General features: G+C 68.5%; 17 protein-coding genes and 2 pseudogenes. 7 read left to right on the top strand and 12 right to left on the bottom strand.

Annotated elements, in window-relative coordinates; genetic code table 11:
* The first annotated feature begins 253 nt into the window (after window positions 1-253).
* Window positions 254-718, top strand: coding sequence for an ATP-binding protein (locus IO36_RS44960; RefSeq protein WP_245173524.1), 465 nt, complete (start codon window positions 254-256; stop codon window positions 716-718).
* Here IO36_RS44960 and IO36_RS49410 read toward each other — a convergent pair.
* A complete protein-coding gene (locus IO36_RS49410) occupies window positions 691-915 on the bottom strand; it encodes a putative quinol monooxygenase (protein WP_051901030.1) in 225 nt (74 codons plus the stop codon). The two genes, IO36_RS44960 and IO36_RS49410, sit on opposite strands and share 28 nt — an antisense overlap.
* A gap of 42 nt (window positions 916-957) precedes the next feature.
* Here IO36_RS49410 and IO36_RS48420 point away from each other — a divergent pair.
* A pseudogene (locus tag IO36_RS48420) lies at window positions 958-1,169 on the top strand (IS5/IS1182 family transposase); the annotation flags it as partial.
* A gap of 778 nt (window positions 1,170-1,947) precedes the next feature.
* Here IO36_RS48420 and IO36_RS29050 read toward each other — a convergent pair.
* The 4 genes from IO36_RS29050 to IO36_RS29035 all read right to left on the bottom strand — a co-directional run bounded on the left by IO36_RS29050 (window position 1,948) and on the right by IO36_RS29035 (window position 7,986).
* Window positions 1,948-3,576, bottom strand: a complete 1,629-nt coding sequence (locus IO36_RS29050; RefSeq protein ID WP_078943498.1) for a nickel/cobalt transporter — start codon at window positions 3,574-3,576, stop codon at window positions 1,948-1,950.
* Window positions 3,573-4,892, bottom strand: a complete 1,320-nt coding sequence (locus tag IO36_RS29045; RefSeq protein WP_037624067.1) for a tetratricopeptide repeat protein — start codon at window positions 4,890-4,892, stop codon at window positions 3,573-3,575. The genes IO36_RS29050 and IO36_RS29045 overlap by 4 nt, the downstream gene beginning before the upstream one ends.
* Window positions 4,893-4,971: 79 nt before the next feature.
* Window positions 4,972-6,534 (bottom strand): DUF4331 domain-containing protein, encoded by a 1,563-nt coding sequence (locus tag IO36_RS29040; protein ID WP_037624066.1) that lies wholly within the window; start codon window positions 6,532-6,534, stop codon window positions 4,972-4,974.
* A 756-nt stretch (window positions 6,535-7,290) separates the two neighbouring features.
* Entirely contained in the window at window positions 7,291-7,986 is a 696-nt protein-coding gene (locus IO36_RS29035; RefSeq protein ID WP_037624154.1) for an alpha/beta fold hydrolase, read from the bottom strand.
* A gap of 440 nt (window positions 7,987-8,426) precedes the next feature.
* Between IO36_RS29035 and IO36_RS29030 the strand changes: the two genes are divergently transcribed.
* The 5 genes from IO36_RS29030 to IO36_RS29010 all read left to right on the top strand — a co-directional run bounded on the left by IO36_RS29030 (window position 8,427) and on the right by IO36_RS29010 (window position 14,230).
* Complete coding sequence (locus IO36_RS29030; protein ID WP_209441287.1) at window positions 8,427-8,705, top strand: chaplin; 279 nt, start codon at window positions 8,427-8,429, stop codon at window positions 8,703-8,705.
* A gap of 218 nt (window positions 8,706-8,923) precedes the next feature.
* Window positions 8,924-10,555 carry a sulfite oxidase gene (locus IO36_RS29025; RefSeq protein ID WP_037624064.1) on the top strand — a complete coding sequence of 544 codons (1,632 nt, stop codon included), beginning with the start codon at window positions 8,924-8,926 and terminating at the stop codon, window positions 10,553-10,555.
* A gap of 104 nt (window positions 10,556-10,659) precedes the next feature.
* Window positions 10,660-11,223 carry a fasciclin domain-containing protein gene (locus tag IO36_RS29020; RefSeq protein WP_037624063.1) on the top strand — a complete coding sequence of 188 codons (564 nt, stop codon included), beginning with the start codon at window positions 10,660-10,662 and terminating at the stop codon, window positions 11,221-11,223.
* Window positions 11,224-11,633: 410 nt separating this feature from the next.
* Window positions 11,634-12,917 carry a class I SAM-dependent methyltransferase gene (locus tag IO36_RS29015; RefSeq protein ID WP_037624062.1) on the top strand — a complete coding sequence of 428 codons (1,284 nt, stop codon included), beginning with the start codon at window positions 11,634-11,636 and terminating at the stop codon, window positions 12,915-12,917.
* Window positions 12,914-14,230: an SAM-dependent methyltransferase gene (locus tag IO36_RS29010; RefSeq protein WP_037624061.1), complete on the top strand. Its 1,317-nt coding sequence runs from the start codon at window positions 12,914-12,916 to the stop codon at window positions 14,228-14,230. Before IO36_RS29015 ends, IO36_RS29010 begins: the two co-directional genes overlap by 4 nt.
* An 859-nt stretch (window positions 14,231-15,089) precedes the next feature.
* Here IO36_RS29010 and IO36_RS29000 read toward each other — a convergent pair.
* The 7 genes and pseudogenes from IO36_RS29000 to IO36_RS47035 form a co-directional block, all read right to left on the bottom strand.
* Window positions 15,090-15,839: an anti-sigma factor gene (locus IO36_RS29000; RefSeq protein WP_037624060.1), complete on the bottom strand. Its 750-nt coding sequence runs from the start codon at window positions 15,837-15,839 to the stop codon at window positions 15,090-15,092.
* The gene (locus IO36_RS28995) at window positions 15,836-16,420 is read right to left on the bottom strand and encodes a sigma-70 family RNA polymerase sigma factor (protein WP_037624152.1); all 585 of its coding nucleotides are present in this window, start codon (window positions 16,418-16,420) and stop codon (window positions 15,836-15,838) included. The genes IO36_RS29000 and IO36_RS28995 overlap by 4 nt, the downstream gene beginning before the upstream one ends.
* 692 nt (window positions 16,421-17,112) lie before the next feature.
* Window positions 17,113-17,490, bottom strand: coding sequence for a hypothetical protein (locus IO36_RS28990; RefSeq protein WP_037624059.1), 378 nt, complete (start codon window positions 17,488-17,490; stop codon window positions 17,113-17,115).
* Window positions 17,490-17,729 (bottom strand): hypothetical protein, encoded by a 240-nt coding sequence (locus IO36_RS28985; protein ID WP_037624058.1) that lies wholly within the window; start codon window positions 17,727-17,729, stop codon window positions 17,490-17,492. Before IO36_RS28985 ends, IO36_RS28990 begins: the two co-directional genes overlap by 1 nt.
* A gap of 795 nt (window positions 17,730-18,524) precedes the next feature.
* Window positions 18,525-19,469, bottom strand: coding sequence for a hypothetical protein (locus IO36_RS47040; protein WP_158997545.1), 945 nt, complete (start codon window positions 19,467-19,469; stop codon window positions 18,525-18,527).
* Window positions 19,470-19,538: 69 nt separating this feature from the next.
* Window positions 19,539-20,451: pseudogene (locus tag IO36_RS48415) on the bottom strand (ISL3 family transposase); the annotation flags it as partial.
* Between the two features lie 569 nt (window positions 20,452-21,020).
* Window positions 21,021-21,281 carry a hypothetical protein gene (locus tag IO36_RS47035; RefSeq protein WP_158997543.1) on the bottom strand — a complete coding sequence of 87 codons (261 nt, stop codon included), beginning with the start codon at window positions 21,279-21,281 and terminating at the stop codon, window positions 21,021-21,023.
* Window positions 21,282-21,662: the final 381 nt, after the last annotated feature.

Genomic DNA, 21,662 nt, shown 5'->3' with positions numbered 1-21,662 from the left:
CCTCCGAAAAGGAAGGCGACGATCTGCCGCCTCGTGTCTGTCACAAGGCATTCGAAGCAACAGCCGTCCCGTATGGCGCGACATGAGAAGAATATTATTTTTATGGTCAACGGGTGCTTTCATGCAATCCACGGCGGCTTCAGGTCCGGATCACTGATAGAGCAACCACACACCCCTTCGAGAGCAGGCACTGGCCATGACCGTCACTACATCGACGCTCACCCACACGACCCCTCCGACGGGTGATCGGTGTGTGGAGCGCCAGCTGGCCGTCGCTCTGCCCTACGGACCGTACGCACCGCACATCGCTCGGCATATCGCCGCTCAGTGGCTGGCCGATGAAGCCGATGTCCCATCCCGCAGGCGCGATGCGGTGCTCATCGTCTCCGAACTCGTCACCAATGCCGTCCGACACACCCGTCAGCCCTGCACCCTTATCCTCACCCTTCGGGGGAATGAGCTCGACATCGCTGTCGCCGACCACAGCGAAATGCTGCCGGATACACCCACCACCAGAGGCGAGCACGGCGGCTACGGAATCGCCCTCATCCAAGGCCTCGGCGGAAGAATCAAAGTTGTTCCGGAACTTGGCGGCAAGACCGTGCACGCAGCACTGGACGTCACATCGCTCAACCAGCCCGCAGCACACGCCAGCCGCGCCTGCCTCAACCCTGGAACCTTTCCCCGCGATTACGGCAAGGCAGCCCCGCCTGGTTGAGGCGGCGGGGTAGCGAGAGCGGCCTGTGCGCTGGCTTCGCCCCTCCAGACTTCTGTGACGCGGACCGTATCCGAGTCGCTCGCGTCCTGGCTGATCAGGTAGATCTCGCATCCGGGGGATCTGCGCAGCCGCTGCGCGATGCTCAGCATGACGGTGGCGAGTTCGGCTCCCTTGCCGGGGTGCGCTGTCGTGGTCATCGGTCGGCCGATCATTGGTCAGGCCTGGGTCGTGATGCAGAACTGGTGGCCGGCTGGCCTCGAACCCGCCCCGCCATGGTCCTGGCGGACCGTGCGTACTCATCCCGCAGCCGTCGGACCAGATCGGCCATCGTCTGGGGCAGGGCCGCCAAGGCGGTCGTCCGCTCGGGTTCGATGCCGATGCCTACAAGCAACGCAACACCGTCGAGCGGTGCACCAACCGCCTCAAACAGTGGCGCGGCCTAGAGCCGCGGGGCGCCGCGCCACACCGGACGGCCCGCCCGTTCCCGCCATGATTGCCCAGCGGCAGGATTTCGCCCGGCCGGGGCTGTGAGCACGGTGGGTGGCGGTGCCGACCGCCACCCACCGTTGGGCCCCTTGCCGACTGGTTGCATCTGCTGGCTTAAGAGACCGCCCGGTCCACGCCGCCCCGTTAGCGGATGTGGACCGACTTCGAGGGCCTTCCGCTGGTCTGCCGGACAGGTGGCTGTTGTCCGGCAGTGCCCTCACATCTAGATCCGGTGCTGATGAGCGGAAGGCTTGGCTTGAATGCTGCTCTTCCCCCGATTGGGCGATCCGGTGCGCCGAACTACAGCCCGCACATGCGGTCGGCGCTTGGGTTCCAGTGGGTGCTTCAGGCGTGAGGACCGGTCTCATGCCGAGCCACTCTCCCTGCGTGTCGCCTGCTTCGGTATCCGTGCAGTCGGCCACGGACCGCAAATAGCTCTCGGAACGATGTTCCGGAGAGCCGACGAGCTGAACAGGAAACCGGGCGACTGGGACGCGCCGCACACGCCAGGAATGCTCTCGTACTCCGCTTGGCCCCCAAGGCCATGCATAGCTACCAGCGAGTTGATCCAACCCTGAGAGTTGCGTAGAGCCTGCTCGGCATCCGTGCGCGCTGGGAGGCCCGGAGAGCGCTTGGCCTATCCGGGGCTCTCGTCGATCGATCCAGCCGCTGCGCCGCAGTGGTCTCCAAGCGCGGTGGCACCGCACGTGTGAGGAGCATCGGCTCCACGGCTGTCGAGCAGCTCAGGCAGCGGCTGCACGCAAGGTGAGGCCGAGTCCAACGACCACGACCAGCAGAGCGGTCGCTGCGGGGCCGATTCTGGTGAAAATGCGGACGATGCGGTGTCGGCGGTCGGAGGCAGACTCCAGACGGCTTTCGAGACGTTCGCGCAGCCGCACGAGGAGGAGACCGACGACGGTGAGGGTGGCGGCCATGCCGAGACCGTAGGCAGCAACGAGGAGGACACCAAAGGCTGTCCGGCCCAGGGCGACAGCGCCGAGGAGGACGACAAGGGCGGACGGGCTGGGGACAAGGCCACCAGCGATGCCCATGCCGATCAGGCCGGCACGGTGAGAGCGGACGTCGTGGTGGTGATCCGGGCCGGCGGCCGTGCTGTCCCGCGGCGCCTGGAGTGTGGCCACGCCGACGCTCATCGGCTGCGGATCGAGGTGCTCTGGATGCTGGGCATGGTGACCGTGGGGGTGTGGTGTGTGTTGGTGCGGTGCGTGATCGTTGTGAGGGTGATGGCCGTGGCGGCTGTGGTGGTGGCTGTGCCCGTCGCCGTGATGGTGGTGATGGTGACCGTGAAGGGGCCTATTGCGCAGGGCCGTGCTGAGGAGCCACAGTCCGATACTGGTGACGATCAGACCGCTTGCCTCTCCGAGCCATGTCAGCACGGTCTCACCGGCAAGGTGTGTGGCTGCGGGGAGGGCGAGGCCGAGGACGAGGACGCCCGCGGTGTGGGTCAAGGTGACGGTGGCACCGACGGTGATCGCGTCTCGTCGGGTTCCGCGTCGGCCGGCGAGGTACGACGCCATGATCGTCTTGCCGTGCCCTGGAAGCACGGCGTGCGACGCGCCGAGGATCAGGGCCAGCACAATGGCCAGGAGCCCGATGGGGACGGTGAGTTCGCGGCTGCCGACCAGGGAGTTGAAGACGGATGAGGTCGTCGCGATGAGGTGGTTGAACCAGTCGGCTCCCGGAACGGAGGCGTTGTTGGGCTTTGGCGTCGTGTCTGCGCCGGGTGTGGTGTGAATCCGGGCAGTGCGTTGGTCGAGCGGGCTGGCCGCCGGGTCGCGGGGGTAGTGGCGTAGTTCGTCGGTGGGGGAGACGGCGGGCAGATCGGTTCCGGTGGTGCGGACGCCGTGGCCCTGGACGGTCATCTCGCGCCAGCCGATGCGCTGGGTGTCGTAGGTGGTGCGGATGTCCAGGTCGGCTGGGCGAGAGAGATCGACGGCCGTCGTGTAGGCGCAGGTGAGGCGGCTGGTCTTGAGACCGGCCTGACCGCGTTCGTATGTCAGCCCTGAGGAGACCGCTGCCCAGGTGAGGGAGGTGTCTTGGACGGTCGCGTGGAGTTCGCGGCCGAGGGTGGAGCAGCTGGCCTTGGCATACGTGCGGGCCTCGGCGGAGGAAATGGCGCCGTTGTGGTCGGCGTCGACGACGGTGCGTTCTTGGAGGGTCGAGATCTCCGCGCGGTCGATGACTACGGTGGCGTCGAGGCGGTCGGGGTGGAGGCCCAGGCCGGTGTGGTAGTTGACAGTGAAGTTACCCAAGGGGTGTGCCGGCGCGGCGGCTGCGGGCGATAGTCCGCCCGCGGTGGCCAGGGCGATGAGAGCTGCGGCGAGGGTGGCGCGTCGAAGTGCGTGACTCATGAGGTTGTGTCGATCCGCTTGAGCAGGGCACGTGCCGTGGCCGCGTGCTGAGGATGGAAGTGCGGCTCGGTACGCAGCGCCGTTTCGAGGTCCGAGCGAGCTGCGGTGTTGTTACCGAGGGCGTGCTGGATGACTCCGCGGTGGTACCGGTAGAGCGCGCTGCGTGTGCCGAGCGCGAGGGCCTGGTCGGCCTGGCCCAGTGCCTCACGGTTGCGGCCGGCTTGGTGCAAAGCCCAGGCATAGGCATCGTGGACCGCGATGAACGGCCTTGTTTTCAGGGCTTCCTGGGCCATCGCGACGGCGCGTGCGGGGCTGCCGTGGTCGGCTTCGAAGAGGATCGCGTCTGTGTCGGCCGGGGTGGAGCCGGCCCGGCGGATGGTCTCCTGGCCTCGTAGGACGGCGTACTGAGCCTCGGCCTGTTGCTTGTGGCCCAGTGACTGCTGAAGTTCGCCGAGTCCGAGGAGATAGTGGGGAAGCGGCGCGATGTCGATGGCGGCCTCATAGTCCGCAATGGCCTGTCGTGTGTTGCCCGAAGCGGCCTGGGCTCGTGCGCGGGCTTCGAGGAGGGCTGAGTCGTGTGGGGCGCTGCGCAGTCCCGTCGCCGCTTCCCGCAGAGCCAGGCGGGTGTCGCCCGTCTGGAGTGCGAGCGTGGACAAGATGGTGTGGGCGAAAGAGCGTTCACCGGTGGTCGACGCGGCGTCCAGCGATCTGTGCATGAGAGTCGCCGCCTGCTTGGTGTCACCGCGCAGCTCGAAGGTGTAAGAGGCGCGGGCGAGGGCGGGCGCGTCGGGACGCAGGTCATTCATGCGCTGCACGGCCCGGTAGGAGGCGGGGTAGTGGCCCAACTGGGTGTAGGCGTCGGCGAGAACTCCGTAGGCGACGGAGCTGTACGGGTCTGACCTGATGGCCTGCCGGGCCCAGTCGAGCGCGGTGGGGAAGTCGTGGCGGGCTGCGGCGAGGGCGCCCATACCGATCTGCGCGTTGGTGTTGTCGTCGTGTTGTACGGCGAGTGATCGCCGAAGGGCCTGCTCGGCCCGTTGGTAGGTCGCCGGGTCTGCGGTGCTGCGGGCTTGCTGGACATAGGCCATGCCCAGCGCGGCCCACGCGCCCGCGTCCTTCGGCATCTGTTTCACGCGGAACTGCAGGGCGTCGAGTGAGCCTCTGGCCGGTGCCGAGGGCCGGGCGGGCGCTCCGCTGGTGTTTCCGTTCGGGGCCAGCCCGATGGCGCCGGCCGTGAACAGGGCCGCGCCGAGGGTCAGCGTGATGACGGTATTACGAACGCGGTGGCCGGAGCGCGATGAGGCCTTTTTGTCCATGGGGTGCTCCCTGCTGAGGAGCCGGTGCCCCGCCCGCAGGGGGCTGGGCACCGGCAAGGTGCCTCGCCAGCTTCAGATGTCAGCTGGTCCTGGTGCGGCGGCGCAGTCGCCAGCCGCCGACGCCGAGCATGAGCGAGCCCAAGACTCCGGCACCGGCCGCGCTCGGGGTCCTCAGCGACGACTGGCGCGTCTCGCTGCCACCGGGGCCGCTGTTCACGGACTTGGTGTGCGGCAGGGCCAGGTAGGGGAACGACGTGCCGAAGGGTACTTCGTTGGCGTTGACCTTGTCCCCGTCGGCCAGCGCGGGGACGAGCTTGCCGGTCTGGGCAGCACCCTCGACGGCCTGGAGCGAGATGTCGATGACGTCGTCGGTGAGGCGACGCCCGTTGGGGAAGCCGGCCAGGTCACCCGCGAGGACCCCGTATCGCTGGGGGTTGGCCGTGGGAGGAACGGCCATGTTCAGGCGCAGTTCCTCGGCGGGGACGATCCGCCCAAGGCTTGCATCCTTGTTCAGCCGGTGGGCGTTGAGGTCGGCCTTGATGGGGCCGCAGGCCTTGCAGATGCCGGTCAGGTAGATCTCGGCGAGGTCGTTGCGCGGCGTGGCGGGTGCGGGGATCCCGTAGACCTTCTGGATCAGCCTGGGCAGGGTCGGGTCGTAGACCTTGTCCACCACCGGCTTGACGGTGCGGTCCTGGTCCGGGTTGAGGGTGTTGAAGGCGTCCTTGTACTTGAGCGGGACGACGACCTCGTTGACCAGCGGGTTGCCCAGGCGGGAGACCTGGCGCCACTTGTCGTGACGGGTGCGGGAGTCGGAGATCTGGACACCCTTGCGGTCGGTCGTGGACCAGACACCGATGACCGGATTGCGGGAGCTGTTGCCCCGCAGGGCGAGCTCCCTTTTGGGGATCTGCAGGGCAACGGAGTTCACGTTGTACCCGGCCAGGGTGTCCTGGCCCCGCTCGGACAGGTTGCCGCCGTAGAGCAGGTCGAAGACCCGCAGATCCGCGAAGAACGGGTCATCCGCCTGACCGGCGAACGTCTTGCCGCCACCGGCAAGCGGGCTGACGGCCTGGTCGCGCAGCGCGCCGTAGTTCGGCATGGAGGCGGGACCCACCCGCGACGGCGCCACCGGCACGTTGGACTTGATGGTCCTGCTCTGGCCGTTTTTGGTGAGGACCAGGTCGTAGACCTGGCGGAAGTTCAGGTCCGGGTCGGTCAGCGACGTGACCTGGCCGGTGTTGTAGAGGAACTGGTTGGCGGCGTCTCTGACCTTGTTGCGGAAGTGCCAGGTGTAGGTGAGGTCGGCCTTGCCGTCACCGTCGTTGTCGATCTTGATGTTGTAGCGGGCGTCGTCCGCGAAGGCGTAGAAGTTCGGGCCGCCGTTGGGCTCCTCGAACGGGATCCAGTTCGCGACGAAGGTGACGCTGTCGGACTTGTCACGGCTGGTGAACGCGTAGACGTCGGTGTTGTCCGCGCGGGGGTCGCCGGCGATGAGCGGCGCCTCGCGGTGGCTGGACGCCTGGCTGACGCCGGGTGCCAGGCTCAGGATGCTCACCGCGGTCGCCAGGGCGCCGGTGCCGAGCACGAGCAGGGAGTGGTCCAGGACACGTCGCGAACGCGGCCCGGATGTCGTTGCCTTCACTGATTTCCTTTCGGATGCGGGTTCCGGCCGATGCCCTGCGGGCGGCACGGACGGAGACTTGAGGGGTGGGTGGCATTGACGGTCGGCACCGCGGCGAGAGAAATCGCACTGTCCAGGACGGCAGGAAAGGCAACGGGGACTGCCGGCCAGGGACACACCACCACGCATCAACTGCGCAAGCCGCAGGAAAGCACGCCGGGCGAACCGATGGTGTACGCGGTCAAGCCTGAGGGGGCGTCACAAAAGCTCCCGACACAGCGAAATCACAGGTGGGAGCCGTGATGGCGCATCAGAGGGGCGTAATTTTCCTATGCCGACACGCTCGCGCCCTTTAGCCCATCCGAGTAAGCAGATCACTACTGCAACCTGTGTGCAGTTACTTCGCGAACTGCAACTAGGTGGGCAGACAGCCCGTACCTTTCGCATTCCGCACCGCCAATCCTGAGCGGTCCCCAGCATCTGCACATGCGCGATCGGCTTCGAGCGGAGCTCGGTGCGTCCGGTGGGGCATTGGGCCGAAGCCGGGGTGAAACACCTGCAGATCGTGCGGACGGGACGCGTCGGCGGCGGACACCGGCTCCTTGAACGATGGGCAGAAACGCGCCTTCATCAGGGATTCGATGCCGCCCTGGCCGCGGATGACTCCCGGTGAAGTCCCATGCTCCGCTGAGTGGCAACAGTGCCCGGGGGGGATCCCTCGGCGCACAGGAGTGTCCCGAAAGCCTGTGGTTGCTTCACGACCCAGAGCTTCTACCTCTACAGCACGAGGGGGGCGTCGGCTGTCCAGCTGATACGGGTCAGACCGAGCGGCCGCTCGTCGGGGTGCAGCAGGTCTGCGACCAGGGTGGTGACGGTGCGGTGCCAGAGAATGGAGCGGCGGAGCATGGCGTGATCACCATTGTGGATGAGGATGATGCCGGCGCGGGCTCCGACCGCTCGGGCCCGCTCGATGTGGACGGCAGAGTTGTGGGGGCTGGTAAGCCGGTCGCGGTCGCCGTGCACGACGACGGCGCGTTTTCCGCTCAGCTGGCTGGCCGGTTCGCCTGGCGGCAGCCATGGTGCGAGTGCGAGGACGCCGTGCACCTGCGGGTGGTCGGCGGCCCGCAGGGCTGCCCTGCCTCCCATGGAGTGCCCGATGAGGATGGTCGGTACTGGTCCCGCGGTCTGCTGGAGTTCGCTGAGGGCCCGGTAGGTGTCCTTCAGAGGATCGTCCTGGTTCCAGCCGCGGTGTCGGTAGCGCACGTGGGCCAGAACGGTTTCGTCGAGGGGAACGGCGGTTGCCGCGGCGCGGAGCACGGGACGCATTCTCAGTGCGGCCAGGTGCCAGGGCTGTGAGGTCCGGTAGCTGTCCGCTCGTCCTCCGTGCAGGGTGATGATCGCGGCGCGGGGCCGCTGTGGGAGGTGGCGCAGCCATAGTGCCGATGTGGCTGACTTGCCTTCGTGATCTTGCATGGTCGACACGATGCCTTCCTCCCAGGAGCCGTTGCGCAGTGACATATCGCGCAAAGAATCCGCAGCCGCAGGCGGAAAGGCTTGGTGCCTGTCAGCGCTGGAGACCGGGTGCGCCGCGTGCCCGATTTCCGCGACGTGATGAGCGTGGGTGCATCAGTGGCCACTGCCGCGCGGCTGTGCGGCCTTGCACGTGCGGTCACCCCGGAGGGACGTCATTCCCGGCGAACGCTAGACGGGGGTAGTTCGACACGACGGCCTGGCGGTGATGAGGACGAAGGCAGGAGGGCTTCGCCGCGGAATCCGTGCCGTAGTGCGATCGGGTGATTCACACCGCCGTGAGCAGTCCGCGCGCAGGGTGGCAGCGCATTACCAGTGCCTGGTCGCGGCACGCGGCCGACCGGCGGCGACTGCCGCCGCAAGGAGGAGGAAGGTGCGTGAACATGATCTGTCTGCGGTCTCGGGTGATGCGGAGTGCGGGTCTGGTGGGTGTCGCGGGCGCGATGGTGCTCGCGGCCGCTGCGGCCGCTGCGGCCGCTGCGGCCGACAGCGGCGCGCAGGGGGCTGCGGTCGGCTCTCCGGGCGTGCTGTCGGGCAACGTGGTGCAGATCCCGATCAACATCCCGGTCAATGCCTGTGGCAACACCGTCAACGTGATCGGCTTGCTGAACCCTGCCTTCGGCAACGCCTGCGTCAACACCGGCTGGCACACCGGCATGTGATGGGGCAGCCACCAGCACAGCGAGTGCACCGAGGGGTGCCCGGGCTCCAGCACAGAAGCCGTGAGCAAGTCGACGCACGCCCCTCAGGTCCGGCGATGTCTGTCGACGCTTAACTGGTTGATACGGAGCGGAATGCCGGGCGGATTGGTCCGGGATCTTTTTTCACCTGATCAGGTCTGGGACCAATCCACCCTGCGGGCAGAACCGGATTCCCCCTCGTGAGGGATGAAGAGAAGGATCAGCGAGTTCGGCCGGGTTGGCCCCGCGTGGCGCTGGGTGCGCTGAGCGGGGCGCTGGCCGGCTTCGCGTCGCTGGCGGTGGCCGAACTGGTTGCCGCGGCGGTACGGCCCCAGTCCAGTCCGGTCATCGCGGTGGGCGGGGCGGCCATCGACGCGACACCCGCTGCGGTCAAGGACTGGGCGATCCGTCACTTCGGCACCAATGACAAGCTCGTGCTGCAGCTCGGCATCCTGGCCGTGCTGGCCGTGCTGGCTCTGGCTCTGGGTGGACTGGCGGTGCGGTTTCGGCGGGTTGGAGCAGCCGGGGTCCTGCTGTTCGGGGGTATCGGGGCGGCGGCTGCTGTCAGTCGGCCCGACTCCAGCAGCCTCACCGACGCGCTTCCCTCCGTCGTAGGAGCCGTTGCCGCAGCCCTGCTTCTTTACGTCCTGGTGGGGCGCCTCACTGCGCCGGCCCGATCGAAGGCGGGCGAGTCCGGCTCCTTGAGCGAAGAGGGGGCAGGTGGTCCGCCTGTCTCCGAGGGATGGGACCGGCGGGGATTCGTCCTGGCGGCCGGCTCCGCCGCAGCGGCTTCTGTCGCGGCCGGCGCGGTCGGCCGGTCATTGAACGCCTCGCGCGGCCAGGGCGCGGTCACCTCCCGTAACAAGCTTGTGCTGCCTTCTCCCCAGTCACCGGCGCAGCCAATTCCCATGAGGGCCGGGCTCCACATCCCGGGGATCAGTTCTTTCCTCACCCCCAACGCCGATTTCTACCGGGTGGACACCGCGTTGGTGGTGCCGAAGGTGGACGCGAATTCCTGGCGGCTGCGGATCCACGGCAAAGGCGTACGGAGTCCTCGTACCTATTCCTTCGACGACCTGCTGCGCAGGGAGCTGATCGAGCGGGACATCACGTTGACCTGTGTCTCCAACGAGGTTGGTGGCCCGTATGTGGGTAACGCCCGCTGGATCGGCGTACGGCTGGCCGACCTGCTCGCCGAGTGCGGCATCAAGCCTCCCTCCCGTGGCGGGCCGGCGGACCAACTGGTGTCCCGGTCGGTGGACGGCATGACGATCGGCAGCCCGGTCGAGGACGTCATGGACGGCCGCGATGCCATGCTCGCCCTCGGCATGAACGGCCTGCCACTGCCCTTCGAGCACGGCTTTCCGGTCCGGATGGTCGTCCCGGGCTTGTACGGCTTCGTCTCGGCCTGCAAGTGGATCAAGGACATCGAGCTCACGACCTTCGACTCCTACGATCCCTACTGGGTCAAGCGTGGCTGGGCCCGCCGGGCCCCGATCAAGACCGAGTCGCGGATCGACACTCCCAAGCCGTTCGCCCGGCCCAAGGCCGGCACGGTGATGATCGCGGGAGTTGCCTGGGCCCAGCACCGGGGCATCGACAAGGTCGAGGTCCGCATCGACGACGGCCCCTGGCAGGAAGCCGATCTGGCTGCCGAGGACACCCGCGACACCTGGCGCCAGTGGTCGCTTCCCTGGCGGGCCACCACGGGCGGCCACACCCTCACAGTCCGCGCCACCGACCGCACCGGCGCCGTGCAGACCGACAAGCGCACCCGCACGATCCCCGACGGCGCCAGCGGATGGCATTCCGTCGTCGTCACCGTCGAGTGAGCGCCGGCCGCGCTCCATGGGGGTCTCGCGCCCCCCTCTCAAGCCACCCCTCCCCTAACCCCCATACGCAGCACCCTGCTGCACCGTTCAAATAGGAGAACATGATGAACACCCGTATCCGCCGCACCGCCGGTCTCTTCGCCGCGGCCGCCGTGCTCCCCCTGGCCCTGAGTGCCTGTTCCAGCGACAGCAATGACTCAGGCAAGTCCGATGCATCGAACAAGGCGTCGGCTCCGGCCACGAAGAGCAGCGACGACATGGGCGGCTCGACGGCCTCCTCGAGCACCATGGACCAGCCGTTCGGTCCTGCCTGTTCCTCCGTGCCGAAGGACGGTGCCGGCTCCTTCGACGGCATGGCCAAGGACCCGGTCGCCACCGCCGCCTCCAACAACCCCGCACTGTCCACACTGGTGACGGCGGTGAAGAAGGCGGGCCTGGTCGACACCCTCAACAAGAAGATCCTCACCTACCACGTCGTCGGCCAGAAGCTCACCCCGAAGGACCTGGAGAACGGCTCCTTCACCACCCTGGAGAAGTCGAAGCTCACGACCTCCGGCTCGGGCGAGTCGTACACGGTCAACGACTCCGCCAAGGTCGTCTGCGGCAACGTGAAGACAGCCAACGCCAACGTCTACATCATCGACACCGTCCTGATGCCCAAGAGCTGACACCCCCGCAGACCGAGGACGCACGCCCCGTCCGGCCGCCTTGAGCGGAGCGAGTCGGGCGGCGCCCGTCCTCATCCGGGGCATCCGCCAACCACCCACCGGCAGGGCCTGGCGGATGCCCCTCATCCAAGGGCTGGGCGGCAGACCTCACGGTCTGCCGCCCAGCCCTTGGCCTCACCTTTCCACCCGGCCGACGACGAGCGACTGCGACTGTCGACAGAGCTGGAGCAGCCCACCCTTCACAGCCTCGGTCCACGGTAAGCGTCGCCATGCTACGGAGCCCGTCCTGCCGTGCCTGGCCCTACGTCACCCCTGGTCGACCCCAACGGTGTAGGCCGTCATCCCCTTCCACGGCATCCGCCCGTTTCAGCGAGACCTGCCCGCTGCAGACGCGCACAGGAGAAAGCATCGTGACCACAGTCGAACCCCGCCCCGGCTGCCATCGCACCCGCGGCCACCGAACCCTGCCCATCGACGCCGAGCGTTGGCCCGATGTCGCCGCCGTACCCACGGCGCCCTGGCCGGCTCGAGTCGTTACCCAGGCCGTAGTGAAAGCGGCCCTGCGACGATTGCCTCTGCGCGTGCGGTTCACCGATGGCGCCACTCTCGGCCTGGGCGGCCCGCTCATAGAGGTGCGCAATCCAAAGGCGTTCCACGCCCGCATCGGCACACGCGGGCTCATCGGTTTCGGTGAGTCATATATGGCCGGCGAATGGGACGCACCGGACCTGGTCGGCGTACTCACCGTGCTCGCCGCGCATGCCGCCGACCTGATTCCCACTCCGCTGCAGCGGTTGCGCAAGGTATGGGCGCAGCGGCAACCGGAAGCGCAGCGCAACACTCCGGACGGGTCGCGTGCCAACATCAGCCGTCACTACGACCTGTCCAACGACCTGTTCGCGCTGTTTCTCGATGAGACGCTCACCTACTCCTCGGCCATCTTCCGGGGTTTCCCTGCCGATTGGCCCTTGCTGTCGGCCGCCCAGCACCGCAAGATCGACCTCTTGCTCGATCTGGCTGGAGTCCGTGAGGGCACCCGCCTGCTGGAGATCGGCACAGGCTGGGGCGAGCTCGCCCTGCGGGCCGCCGCCCGCGGCGCGCACGTCACATCGCTCACCCTGTCGCGGCAGCAACGCGCTCTGGCCCTGGACCGGGTACGCGAGGCCGGGTACGCCGACCGCGTAGCAGTCGACCTGCGCGATTACCGCGAGATCCGCGGAAGGTACGACGCGATCGTCAGCGTGGAGATGATCGAAGCCGTCGGCGCCGAGTTCTGGCCCGCCTACTTCCACACCCTCGACGAGCGTCTGGCGCCGGGCGGCCGGGTCGCGCTACAGGCCATCACCATGCCCCACGAGCGGATGCTGGCCAGCCGTGACACCCACACCTGGATCCAGAAGTACATCTTCCCCGGCGGCCTCATCCCCTCCACCACGGCCATCGAGGAAACGGTCCGCGACCACACTGGGCTGGAGGTCACCGCCCGGGACGCCTTTGGCGCGCACTACGCCGAGACGCTGCGCCTGTGGCGCGAGCGGTTCACCGACCGCGCAGACGAGGTCGACGCTCTTGGTTTCGATGAGACCTTCCGCCGTCTGTGGACCTTCTACCTTGCCTACTCCGAGGCCGGCTTTCGATCCGGCTACCTCGACGTCCAGCAATACCTGCTCACCAAGGAGGACCCGGCCCGATGACGACCGCCCGCACTGCAGTCCGTTCCGGGGCCGCGCAGCGGCTCGCCGTCCTCCTGGAAGGAGCACTCGGCGGTCCGCTGCCGGTGCGGCTGCGTACCTGGGACGGCAGCGAGACCGGCCCTGCCGACGCCCCCGTGGTTGTCGTGCGCTCCAAGCGCGCGCTGCGCCGGCTGCTGTGGCAGCCCGGCGAACTCGGCCTGGCACAGGCATACGTCACCGGCGAACTCGACGTGGAGGGCGACCTGGCGCACGGGCTGCGCGCCATGTGGGCCGCTGTCAGGGAGCGGGGCCTGCACGCCCCGAAGCTCTCGCCTGCCGACTGGACCCGAGCGATCGCTGAGGTGCTGCGGCTCGGCGTGGTCGGCCCGCCCGTGCCCGCTCCCGTCACTCAGGCACGGTTGCGCGGCAGCCTGCACAGCAAGGCCCGCGACCGGGCCGCGATCAGCCACCACTACGACCTGTCCAACGACTTCTACCGTCTGCTGCTCGACGAGACCATGGCCTACTCCTGCGGCTACTGGCCGGACGATAAGACCGAAGCCGCCCCGGCCGAGGCGCAACGCGCGAAGCTGGAGCTGATCTGCCGCAAGCTCGCTCTGGTGCCCGGAGCCCGGCTGCTGGACATCGGCTGCGGCTGGGGGTCACTGACCCTGTATGCAGCCCAGCAGCACAGGGTGCAGGTGACCGCCGTCACCCTGGCCCGTGAGCAGGCTGCCTATGTGCGCGAACAGGTACGCGAGCGAGGGCTGACGGACCGGGTGGAGGTGGTGTGCCAGGACTACCGGGACATCACCGGCTCCGCCTACGACGCCGTCGCCACCATCGAGATGGGCGAGCACGTCGGAGACGACGAATACCCGGCCTTCGCCGCCGCCCTGCACCGGCTGGTCCGCCCCCAGGGACGCGTGCTGGTCCAGCAGATGTCCCGCGGTACGACCGCGCCCGGCGGCGGCGCGTTCATCGAGGCGTACATCGCCCCGGACATGCACATGCGGCCGATGGGCGAAACGGTCGGGCTACTCGAAGCAGCCGGCCTCGAGGTCCGCTCGGTGGAATCGCTGCGCGAACACTACGTGCGCACCATCAACGCCTGGCACCAAACGCTGGAAGAGCGCTGGCCGGACTTCGTGCGGCTGGTGGGCGAGGAGACGGCCCGGGTGTGGCGGCTGTACCTGGTCGGCGGGGCCCTGGCTTTCGAGGAGCGGCGCATGGGGGTGGACCAGTTCCTCGCCGTACGCCCGGTGGCCACGGGGGACAGTGGCCTGACCGGGGCCGAAGCGGCCGGCTGGTACCGGCAGCTGGCGGAGCTGTGAGCTTCTTCGGTGGATGCGTTCGCTGCCAACCTGGAGTGGGCGGCGCAACGGCCTTGGCGGTCATGCTCGGCACCTGGACCCGAGAGCAGGCGCCGGGCCGAATCACCCCTGTTTGCCCCGAACGGGCCTGCACCCTGTGTCGATAGCGCCTGGGGAATCCGGCTTTCGCCGCGGCGGCCGTGGTGACCTTGGCCCTCTCGGAGGGCCAAGGTGATCCGGCCTGGCGCCTGCTGGTCTCCGGTCTCGCCGTGGTGTGGAGGCTGAGGCGTGCGGTGCACCGCACGCCGGGCAGCAGCCACGGCAAGGACCCGCGGTGAGAGGCGCTGCCGGCCGCGCGTAAACAACCGAAAATCTGCACGCCCCGCGGCTGATCTACCTGCCGCATGAAGCGCAGGTGTGGCTGATGTCCCAGGTCGGTGTAGGGCGGTCCGTCACACGCCCAACGGGCTGTCCGCCCTGGCCTGGGCCGACACGGCCGTCTGAGCTGTCGGCTTGTTCTTCCAGACCGTCGGCAATGCCTAGCCTCTCCCGTTTCAAGGCGGACCCGCCAAAGCGCAGGGTCCGTGGTGCTTGAGCCGAGGTCCGGACCGGACTGCTTCGGGGACCTCTCTGGCGGGGTTGTTCCTTGTCAGCTGCGACGGCGGAAGGCAGGCTGCCGCGGTGTCCGTTGTCTGACCGCTGGTGATGAGGGACTGCTGATCAGCGCGGAGGCGGAAAACGGCTGCCGAAGAAGCACATGGCCAATCGTCCCGGCCGGGACGCATACGTGGTCCGCCGTCGCCTACTCCCCCGCCATCGCACCAAACCCTGACATAACCGCTTGGGGAGCCCGTCCGGCGGACGGGCTCCCCAAGCGCCGTCAGGTCGGCACGCCCAGCAGTGCGACCGGTGTCGAGGTCGGCTGCTTCGATCCTCCGGCCGGCTCCACGGTGATGCCGACTCCGGAGGCGCCGTCGACCGCACCCTGCATCAGCACCGCCTGGCTGCCGCGGTCGGGGTCCATCAGACCGGCCGAGCGCATCTTCCCGCCGTCGGCAAACCACAGCTGATACACCTTGCCCCGCGGAGGAGCAGCCATCCCCGAGGTGACGAACACGGCCCGGCCCCGGCTGGCGGACACCACCAGCGTGCCCGCACCGCCGGCCACCTTCGCCGAACGCGACTTGGCATCGGGCGCGGCTAGTACGCCCGCCAGATCCGCGGCATGCCGCTGAGCCTGCGCGGCCTGGTGCTGCGCGGCCTGGGCGCGCTCGTACTGCCATGCGGCCGCTCCTCCGAACGCGGCCGCGGCGGCCACGCTGGCGGCCAGCGCCCACCGGGCCAGGCCCCCTTCCCGCAACGCACCTCTACGCACCCGCTCCAGCGGCGCGGCACTGGAAGGCACCTGCCGCACGGTCGTGATCCGCTGCAGGACCTGCTCACGCATGACGGGGCGTGCGCGCACCGTGGTGGCCAGGGCCAGCCGCCCGGCAGTGGCCGCGAACTCTGCGACCTCCTGACCGCATGGATCACACGAGGCCAGATGCCGCTCGAAGCCGACACGTTCCTCGCCGTCCAGCGCGTGCAGCGCATAGGCGCCGGTCAGAGCGTGCAGATCGGTCGTGGTCATGCGGTCACCCCCAGGCAGTCACGGAGCCGGATGAGCCCGTCGCGCAGCCTCGTCTTGACCGTCCCGAGCGGCAGTGCCAGCGCCTCGGCGACCTCCCGGTAGGTCAGGCCGCGGTAGTAGGCAAGAGTGACCGACTGGCGCTGCAGTTCGGTCAGCGTGCGCAGACAGCGCCTCACCTGCTCCTGCTCCAGCCGCGTTTCGACCTGCTCGGTCACCTCGTCGTAGGCCGGCTGATGCTCGAGCAGCGCGGCCTTGGTGTCACGGGCCGCCGCCGCCTCCACCGAGCGGACCCGGTCCACCGCGCGCCGGTGGGCGAGGGTGAGGATCCAGTTGATGGCCGTGCCCCGCTCGGGCCGGTAGCGCGGAGCCGTACGCCACACCTCCACCAGCACCTCCTGCGCCACCTCCTCCGACTGAGCCTGATCACGCAGAACGGACCGGGCGACACCGAGAACGGAACCGGCCACAGCGTCGTAGACGGAGGCGAATGCCTCCTGATCGCCCAGCGCCACCTCATGCAGCAGACTCTGCAGGTCAGGTTTCACAGGCTGCCGCGTGCCGATGTGTACTGGTTCCTTCACCATGCGTCTCCCGTGTGCGTGACAGGCCGGATCATCCCTGCGTAATCCGGGGCTACGCGTGCTGCGGATTGGTCATATACAAAAGGAGTGCAGGATACGACATTTCCCCTGATACGAGGGATGTACGCAACCAGCGCCCGGGGCTCCGCTACCGCTGGCTGCGGCATCGGCGGAACGGCGAACAGCGCTGGTATGGGCGTCCCATGCCGACGTGTCAGGGACCGGGTGACGCTTGTGGCAACGGCCGTTCAGATCCGTCACCAGTCGCACTGACAGCTTCCCGGCGCAGCCGCCAGGCCCGGGTGTGGCACTTCGAGGAGCAGTCACGGAGTCGGTCCGCTTGCGCAGCGAGACGGATACCCCGCACACCGGGCACAGTCCCTGCGCCCACAGATACTCCTCACGGATCACCTGTAGGCCGTCGTAGACGGCTGGCTGCTAGATCGCCTCGTCGCGCTGCACGCGCCGCCAGTGGGGCTGCGGCAACGTCGTGTCGCAGTACCGCCTGTTCGGCCCCGCATCCCGGGGCAGCAGCCTTTCGCACTGCGCGCAGCGGCGCACCGATTCCTCGCCACCTTGCAAGGGCCGCAGGGAGACAACAGGGCGCACGACCAACTACACACCGGCGCTCCGGTATCCGGCGAGCCACGCGTGCGCGCTCTCGGCCGCGGGGTGGACCGGGGGGGGTGGGGTCAGGTGGTGGTGGGCCAGGTGCGTAGCAGTGCGGCGATCTTTGCGGCGGTGCAGGTGGGGTCCAGGAGGAGGTCTTTGAGGGCGATGGCGTCCTGGTGGGCGGGTTTGACGGGGATGCCGGCGGCTTCGAGGTACATGACGCCGGTGGCGGCGGCGACGGCCATGTTGGAGCGTTCCAGCCAGCGGCAGCGGCCCAGGGTGTGGACGAGGGCGGCGGCTTTGGCGTAGGGGCCGTCGTAGACGGGCTGTTCGAACACGTCGGCACGGTGGCGGGCGACCGCGCAGACGGGGACGCCGTAGTCGTCGGGGGCCGGGTCGTCGGCTCCGGCGGCTTCGGCGACCTGCAGGATCCAGGGGACGTCGATGTGCACGTTCATCAGGCCGCGTGCGCTCCCCGCGGGGGCTGCTGGGCGTCTTCCGCGTCGTCGAAGACGCTCTGGTGCTCGGCCAGGAACCGGGCGGCCGCGTCCACCGCGCGGGCGCGCAGGCCGCTGGTGTCGTCCTGCACCAGACGGGCGAGATAGTCGCCGATGCTCAGGCCCAGGTCGGCGGCTCGCTTCCGCGCGAGTTCCGCCACGTCCTCGTCCACGCGTGCGCCGAGCTGTGTCTTCGCCATACCCGCATGGTAACAGCCGTTACCACAGGTGAGGCAAGAAGCTGCGATCCAGCTTGCCGACGGCCGCACCGCGAGACGCCCGCCCGGTGGCAGCCGCAGGTCAGGGCCCCCGGCCGAGCATGCTGCCGTCCCTTTGAACGGCGTCGTGATCGATACCCAGGGCTGGTTCAACTGAACAGCCGCTGGCTGCACCGGCCAGGCCCGCATTCGCCCCTTGCCCACCCACCACGGCGGCTGGCCCAGCGGGACGGCACTAACGAGGACAACCTGCGCCAGGTCACCGCGGCTGCACTCGGCCAGATCCGCTTCCACGACAAGGGCCGCCGCGCCCACGGCCTTGAGATGCAACTCAACAGTCTCCCGCACCCCGGTTCGAGCTGTAGGCAAGACGGTCCCGGAGGACGCCCCCAAAGCTCGTCGCTGGCGAACCCGGCCGGGTACCTTGGCCCGTCCACAGCCGGTACGCAACGCTGAGGGGCTGGCGGCATTCGCCGCTCTTCTCCTGGCAGCGGCTCTCCTGGGGTGATCTCCACAGGTGGAACACCGTGTCCAGGCTGGCAGGAAGTCGTTAGACCAGAGGTGGCGTACGTGGGAGTGGACCTGATGCGCGAACGTTGAGGGTTCTGGATGCCGCTGCCCGGTCTAGGGCTCTCAGCAGTGGCCCGGCCCGTGTCCGCGCTCTGGCAGGGCCGAGCCACACCCTCCTTCTCCCAGGTCCCCCTCGGTCACGACCTATTGCCCGATGCGCGCGTCGTGTTGACCCCCGGTCGCCGATCTCTCCTCCGTCCTGGGAAGTCAGCACTGGGCACCCGGGGTAGACCTCCCCGGGCTGCCAACCGGCCGGAATCCGGAAGCCAGAAGGTCCTGGTACGGCTTGAACTGGAACTGCAGCGGTGGAGCCATGTCACCAAAGGACTCGCCGAACTCGCGCGGCGATCGTGCCAGCTCCAGCAGCACGCGTTCCGCCGTGTCATCGCCGGCGAGGTCGGGCGCCAGGGCCGCACAGCCGCGCACGCCCGCGTTCGGGTCCGTGAGCCAGGGGCGCGTGTCGCCGCCGAGATGGCCGATCGCGATCAGGATCGTTGCCAGGTCGTGTGCGGACTGGGCGGCGTCGGCCACCGCCATCAACTGCTCCAGCAGAACCGGACGCTGCGCCAACGCCGACGGATGACGGGCCAGCGACCCGACTGCTGCGGCCGCGCACGTCCTGCGCCGGGCCCTCTGCGAGGCGAGGTACGGCACCGTCCGCTGCAAGAGCGTGGGCACCAGGTCGAAGCAGGCGAGCGCCGCCTGATCAAGGACGAGTGCCCCCAGGCCCGTGCCGTCCTGCCACATCCGGACCCGCACGTCGGTATCGGCCGCCAGGTAGGCGTCGGTCCAGGACCGCAGCTCCGGCGTCCGCTTCTCGACCAGCGCACGGATGTCCGGGGCCCGGTCTCCAAGGTCGGCTGCGACACCGACCGCGTACACGTAGACGAGCATCGCATCCGCCAGAGAAGGGTCCTTGGGTGCCAACAACGGATCATCCAGGAGTTCGACGACGATCAGCGCAGTCGGCGCCGTCACCGGCCAGGCCCTGCCCTCCCGACGAAGCGTCGTCGACCACAGATGCGAGTACCAGTCGACGAAAGCCCACGCATCATCGCCGAGGAGCGCTGTCAGATGCCGCGGTGTGTCGTCGGCGAGGCCCTCGGCATGGAACAGCGCGGACCACTCCACGTCGTCGATGTGATCAACCACAACCAGGATGCTGTCACAGCACACCGACAAGCCCCCTCCAACCCTGGCATCCTTCGTCCCTGTCGTACCGCCCTCGGCGCGGCCCTGGCTGAGGTAGCGGAGCAGCTAGGTTGGCGCTGTCGCTGTAGCCCAACTCTCCTATCTCTTGCAGGAGGTGGGTGACTGGCGCTGCCGGGTCGGCCTTGCGCCGCTCGCGCAGGTGATCTCGGCAGGGGGCGGCGGGGGTAGGGCGGTAGGCGGGAGCGTTGCGCAGGGCCCGGGGTTCGGGTGTACGGGCGTCCCTTTTGACGGCGTTCAGTGCCAGACTCGGGCGACGGGCGCAGTCGAGCGGGCCGACGCCCTGGCCGCGGAGGCCGTGGATCTTGTTCCAGCGTTCGCGGGTGGTCTGCTCGCGAACACCGCCGGAGTGGGGCGGTTTGATGGTGGCCCAGCAGCCGACGTGCACGCGGATCCTCGACCAGGACTTTGCCGCAGAGGTTTCGCCAGAGGTGCCAGCGATCACCGACCTGCACCGCGTCGGGCAGAGCACGGCAGATACCTCGGCGTAGCCGGCCGAGCCATTCCGGCAGACAATCTCGGCACCTGGGTGTGTCCGCAGCCAGGACTCAAGGGTGGCCACCTCACGGTCAGGGAGTGGTGTCGCCGCAGGGCGAAATCGTCCACACCGCTCACGCTAGGCACGGCCCGCTCGGGCAGCGGCAAGCACTTCGGACAACGCAGCGCGGTGCTGCGGGAGGCCGGAATAGCCAGCAGGTGCGGGGATCTTTGCGCGGAAGGTCTGCCGCCGACAGCCAAGAACGGGACGGAACAGCCGCCGGACCTGCAGATGCACAACTACGACCGCCCGTCGACGGCAGGTCCCTCACCATCCTCACGTGGTACCCGTGCGCCTTCGACGCCGGGCACTCCACCGCGGCTCCTGGGTGCGGACTGTGACCACGACCGAGTCGCCGCCGTCCGCCACATCCTCGACGACCAACAGCGAGAGCCCCTAAAACACTGTTCCCACCAGGGAGTTGATATCCGACCCGAGATCATGATCATGGACTGCTACCCGGCGTCACCACCGACTACGGGACAGACCCACTCATTTGGCAGTCTCACCGAACGAGCTTTCCTCGCGGGCGGGGAGCAGGTGGAGAACGCAATGAGCTTTGGAGGGGCGGGCCGTCCTGCCTCGCGTCGGTTCGGTCGTTCAGCTGGAGACCCAGCATCCGCCGTACGTCCTGCTCGGCCCTGACAGGAAGCCTGTCGAGTCCGTGACGCCGTACCTGAGGATCTCACTCTGAACGACAACAGCCCATCAACGAAACGCAGTTATGCCAATGACCTCCTGAGGTGGTTCCGGTTCCTGTGGCTGCTCAACGTGTCCTGGGACAAGGCGGCGGAAGGCGAGGTGGCGGTGATAGTGGGATGGCTTCGTACCGCGCCGAATCCGCGGCGCCGCCGCACCCGGCCCGATGCGCCGCAGCCGGCTCGGTCAACCCGCGCACCGGCAAGCGGTACCTCAAAGCCGGCTACGCCCCGGCGACGATCAACCACGCCCAGCTTCTACGACTTCCACCGCGACCTGGGCGCAGGTTCGGGCAGCGTCAACTGCACCAAGAGATGTCTGTAGGTGGAGGGGTCCTGTGCGAAGTCCGTGGCGGCCGCGAGGGCAGCCAGGTCTCCGTCCTGCCCACGAAGCAGGTCGACCGAGGTCTGTGCGAAACGCTCGGACAGGCCGTTCCGCTCGGCGTCGGTCAGCAGGAGCCGCAGCTCTGCAACTGCCTGGGCGGCGTGCCCCCGGGCCCTCGGGCCGGCCTGCAGCATGCTTCGCACTCCAGCAGCCGGCGCCGCGTCGTCCAACAGCCCGTGAAGCTGACTCGTGAGCTTCCGGCCAAGGGCCGCTGTCTCGCGCGCTTGCGGCCCCGCCTCCCGCAGTAGCCAAAGCGCCGTGACCAGCCGGGCGTCGGGGCCAGCGTCGGAAGCCTGAGACAAGACACCGTGGCGGCCCGCTTCTCGTACCGCCACGACAGCCTGTTGGTAGTCCTCAGCCGCCCGTTCGGCGGCCTCGGACAGCCGGTTCGCCCGGCGAATGAGCCGCGCCTCGACGCCTAGGCGGTTTCGTTTGGATCATCGTGCGGACCAGAGGAAGATGCCGGCGACGTGGAGTCCGGCCAGGTAGATGGTCGCTGTCTTCTCGTAGCGGGT

It is taken from the genome of Streptomyces aureus, from assembly GCF_000725495.1.
In the GTDB taxonomy this organism is placed as follows: domain Bacteria; phylum Actinomycetota; class Actinomycetes; order Streptomycetales; family Streptomycetaceae; genus Streptomyces; species Streptomyces aureus_B.
The sequence above is the reverse complement of the archived record's forward strand: the minus strand, read 5'-3'. Positions and strand labels throughout refer to the sequence as shown.

Excerpts from the sequence above, each read along its gene's own strand:
- IO36_RS49410 (WP_051901030.1), bottom strand. The coding sequence starts at position 915 with ATGACCACGACAGCGCACCCCGGCAAGGGAGCCGAACTCGCCACCGTC.
- IO36_RS47035 (WP_158997543.1), bottom strand. The coding sequence starts at position 21,281 with ATGCTGCAGGCCGGCCCGAGGGCCCGGGGGCACGCCGCCCAGGCAGTT.
- IO36_RS29045 (WP_037624067.1), bottom strand. The coding sequence starts at position 4,892 with ATGGACAAAAAGGCCTCATCGCGCTCCGGCCACCGCGTTCGTAATACC.
- IO36_RS28985 (WP_037624058.1), bottom strand. The coding sequence starts at position 17,729 with ATGGCGAAGACACAGCTCGGCGCACGCGTGGACGAGGACGTGGCGGAA.
- IO36_RS29020 (WP_037624063.1), top strand. The coding sequence starts at position 10,660 with ATGAACACCCGTATCCGCCGCACCGCCGGTCTCTTCGCCGCGGCCGCC.
- IO36_RS29050 (WP_078943498.1), bottom strand. The coding sequence starts at position 3,576 with ATGAGTCACGCACTTCGACGCGCCACCCTCGCCGCAGCTCTCATCGCC.
- IO36_RS29030 (WP_209441287.1), top strand. The coding sequence starts at position 8,427 with ATGATCTGTCTGCGGTCTCGGGTGATGCGGAGTGCGGGTCTGGTGGGT.
- IO36_RS29000 (WP_037624060.1), bottom strand. The coding sequence starts at position 15,839 with ATGACCACGACCGATCTGCACGCTCTGACCGGCGCCTATGCGCTGCAC.
- IO36_RS28990 (WP_037624059.1), bottom strand. The coding sequence starts at position 17,490 with ATGAACGTGCACATCGACGTCCCCTGGATCCTGCAGGTCGCCGAAGCC.
- IO36_RS29035 (WP_037624154.1), bottom strand. The coding sequence starts at position 7,986 with ATGCAAGATCACGAAGGCAAGTCAGCCACATCGGCACTATGGCTGCGC.
- IO36_RS29010 (WP_037624061.1), top strand. The coding sequence starts at position 12,914 with ATGACGACCGCCCGCACTGCAGTCCGTTCCGGGGCCGCGCAGCGGCTC.